We start from the raw sequence: 3687 nt of genomic DNA, 5'->3' as shown, positions 1-3687 counted from the left end.
ACGCTGCCTGCGCTGCGATCGGCGGTGAAGTATGCCTACCTGGATGGGGAACTGTTTGCCCTGCTGCAAACTCCCCAGAGCCGCATGGAGCTGACAACTATCCTGATTCAGGCGTGGTTCCCTGAAAAGGGTAATGAGATTGCGGAATCGTTTAAGTACGACGAGTTTGAAGCGGTGCAACAATCGCTGTTTGAATCGGGCGGTGCGACCTACAATGTGGAAGAGTTACGGGATGAAGACCGGATTTTTGTGCGGAATGCGGCGTTTCGGCGGAATGTGGTTAAACTCTACGACCAGCGCTGTGCGTTTTGCAAAATGCGAGTGGTGAGCTGGGATGGGCTGAATATTGTCGATGGGGCACACATCCAACCGTTCTCTGAGTTTCGGGATGATCGCTTTGTCAACGGTATCGCCCTCTGCAAAAACCATCACTGGGCTTTTGACCACGGCTGGTTTGGGATTGATGATGATTACCGAATTTTGATTCCATCGGATAGGTTTACGGAAGAATCGGCAGTGAAAAGTCGAGGCATGATGGGGTTTAGGGGAGAGCGAATTGAGTTACCAAAGGGAGAAGAATTTTTGCCGAGTGTGGAGGGGTTGAGATGGCATAGAGGGAGGTGGGAAGTAAGAAAGAATTAATATTGAGTTCCTATCAATAAAATCATTGAGCCAGTGGAAAAGAAACATGGAAATAGATGAGCAAATAAGGCGATATAAAGATCGACTTAGAATTTTTTTAATTCTCCTTTTATTTAGCGCTGAAATTACTAACGGCGAAAGCGAACAACACGCAAAAGTCTTCAGAGGTGAAACAAGAATTCAAAAAATTGATTTTCTACTTAGATATCCGGATTACTTATCTTATGAACTCTTGATACTCGCCGAAAAGGAAAAAACTCACCAAAGCAAGATCAAGCATATTGTGAAGACCATCTTCAAAAGCAGAGAGCCAGAGTTAAAAAAGCTAGAAATGGAAAGATTTTTCTTCGGTGCTTATGAAGATATTGATGATACAATAAGCTTCCTGAAAAGCGTAGGATTTATTGACTTTAGGAGTAAACGTAGAACTGACATGAAAGCTATAGAAAAAACTTATTTTATTACTAAATATGCTCTTGATAAATCTGAGAACAAACTTAGTGGCTTTAATTCCTTTAAATGGTATATCGAAAGATGTGAACTTATTAAAGAGTACTTTGGGGATCTGTCGGGAACCCAGTTAAAAGCAATGCAGTATGAGATAGAAGAGTACAAGGAGACAATATTAAAGACATACATTAAAGATGTACAAGAACAAGTAAGGATTAAGTACGAAGAAGTTTATGGAGAGCCTTTGTTATGAGCTTTAATTTTGAAAAGTTTAAATCCGATATTTATGAAAGTTTTGCCGACAAATTTAGCAAAAAAGAAGTTGATGAGCTTTTGCATATAGAAGAAGGGTATAGCAAAGATACACCCTTCTCTTCTGGAAGAAGTTTACTCATTACGAGCCTTCATTTTGAGGGGGCTAAATCGGACGGCAAACCTATTTATTATTCTCAAAAGGTATATGCTGGTATAAACATTTGGATCGCCGACAACTTTAAAGGTAAATCCAGTATATTTAAAATCATCCAGCTAGCATTGACTGGCAGCGATAAACTTAAGCACGACATCAGAAAATGGTTGAAGCATGTTCTTGTCACCATCAAAATTGGCGATAAAGACTATTCTATTTACCTTGATATGTCTTCTAGAGTGCTTAAAGGAAAAGTTTATGGAATCAAAATTAACTCGCTATCTAGTGTGGAAACACTAGCAGCAATGCCGATAATAAATGAATCCGGAGCTTCCAATTATGAAAAAACCATTGGTGATTTTTTCTTCAACCAATTTTCATACTATTCGCTAAAGTGGACTCAAAAAAGTCCTAGAAAAGAGGATAATTCCTTATTAGAATCAAATGCTCGATGGAAGACTTATTTTAAGTCAATATTTTTAGAGTCCCGCGACAGCAGCACGATGTATGGGGCGCAAGAGAAAAAAATATTCCAAATGCTTTTGGGTTTAGAACTGACATATCCAATAAATAGATTAACTGTAAGAAGAGATTTCTTGAAGTTTGACAAAGGAAAACTCAGCTCATTAGAAGACGAGCAAAAAAGTGACCAGGAGGATCAAAAAGTAAAATTCGAATCAGAAAAAGATGAACTGGAAACTAGCCTTAAGAAAATTGACTCAAAGACACGAGGCAATCTCAATATAGAAGAGTTATATAAAGAGTATGACCTTATTATTAATCAAATAAATCAGGAGAGCGCCAGAATCTTGTCCGTTCAAGACCAACTCAGAATAAAGAAAAGCAATTTATATCAAATTAACTCCCAGGCAGAAAGCTTAGATCATGCAAGAAAAAGAATCAGAAAAGAATGTATAAAAGTTTTCAAGAAAACTGCTGATCTTAAAGAATATATTGAGATCGGATTCTTCTTTTCTAATCTAGATATTAGATTTTGTCCAAGTTGCGATCACGAAGTGGCTAAGCAAAAGAAAGGCAACAATGAAATGATATGTCATTTATGTCATGAGACAGTTGAAAAAACAGAAGAACTTTTAACCCAAGAATCCTTTCTTGATAAAATTGAGGAAAATAAGTCGATCCAAGAAAAGCTTGAGCTTGAGGAGAAAGAACTTGATTTGAGAATCAAAAAGATCAATGAAGTCTACCATGACGAGAATAATACAATAAAAAAGCTGGAAGAAGAACTTGATAATTCTACAGATCTCTCTTCCTTAAAGAAAAGATTGCATGAAATAGAGGGCATAATCAATTTAGAAAGACAAAAAGCCATGTCCTGGGAGCAAGAAAAATACAAGTTAATCTCCCAAAAAGCCGTAGTAGAGTTTCAGTTGCAACAACTTTTAAAGTCTCCAGAGCATGAACTTGATAATAAGCTTGAGAAAAAGATTGAACTACTGAATTTCGCGGTTGATCAGTTGAATTCAGCTAGGTATTCGATAGGAAAGCAGATTTTGGAAAAATTTTCATCTTTAATGCTCTCACAACTCGGGGCTTTTGGATTAAGTTCAATTACGGATATAGAAATCTCCGAAAATCTTGATATAAAGTACAAGCAGGATGATGATTTTGTTTCCTTCGATGAAATAGTGGAGGGTGAACAGCTAAGGGTAAAAATAGCCTTCTATCTCAGCCTTATTCAATTGGATATTGAGCATAATTTTGGCAAGCATACCAGATTTTTAATAATTGATAGTCCTAGTAAAGAGGAAGGAGATCATACATACCTTGAAGGACTGTCAGCAGTACTCAGATTGATCGAAAGCAAGTTTGGGGACAAGTTGCAGATCTTAATTGGAACCGCAGAGAGAACCTTGTCAGGTTCATCAAAACATGAAATAATAATTCCTAAAAGCGAGTTCTTGTTCTAATGAACATTCCCGCTAGTTTATCGACCTATTATAAATCTCTAAATCTATCTCAAAAGTTCATTTTTTTGAGGTAGATTTTTGGTCTTTTTGTTCTCATTTTGATGAGAGGCGCGTTAGTGGCTTCCTCAAAGATATTGTGATTGACAAGTCGGAGAACTTAAATATTAGAAAGCAAGCAGTCAAAGCACATACAGAACTTATATAGCGATCCGGAATGATTTGTGAAAATATATCAGTATAATTACTTAGGATCCA

General features: G+C 37.1%; 3 protein-coding genes. All 3 read left to right on the top strand.

Translation table 11 applies throughout. The features are described 5' to 3' along the window. A partial coding sequence (locus EA365_00075; protein ID TVQ49964.1) for an HNH endonuclease occupies nt 1-642 on the top strand: 642 nt, incomplete at its 5' end. Nucleotides 643-688: 46 nt separating this feature from the next. Next, nucleotides 689-1345: a hypothetical protein gene (locus tag EA365_00070; protein ID TVQ49963.1), complete on the top strand. Its 657-nt coding sequence runs from the start codon at nt 689-691 to the stop codon at nt 1343-1345. Then, nucleotides 1342-3432 (top strand): hypothetical protein, encoded by a 2091-nt coding sequence (locus EA365_00065; GenBank protein TVQ49962.1) that lies wholly within the window; start codon nt 1342-1344, stop codon nt 3430-3432. Before EA365_00070 ends, EA365_00065 begins: the two co-directional genes overlap by 4 nt. The last annotated feature ends 255 nt before the right edge of the window (nt 3433-3687 follow it).

Source organism: Gloeocapsa sp. DLM2.Bin57, assembly GCA_007693955.1.
Lineage (GTDB): Bacteria > Cyanobacteriota > Cyanobacteriia > Cyanobacteriales > Gloeocapsaceae > Gloeocapsa.
This window is presented reverse-complemented; position numbering and strand designations above follow the sequence as displayed.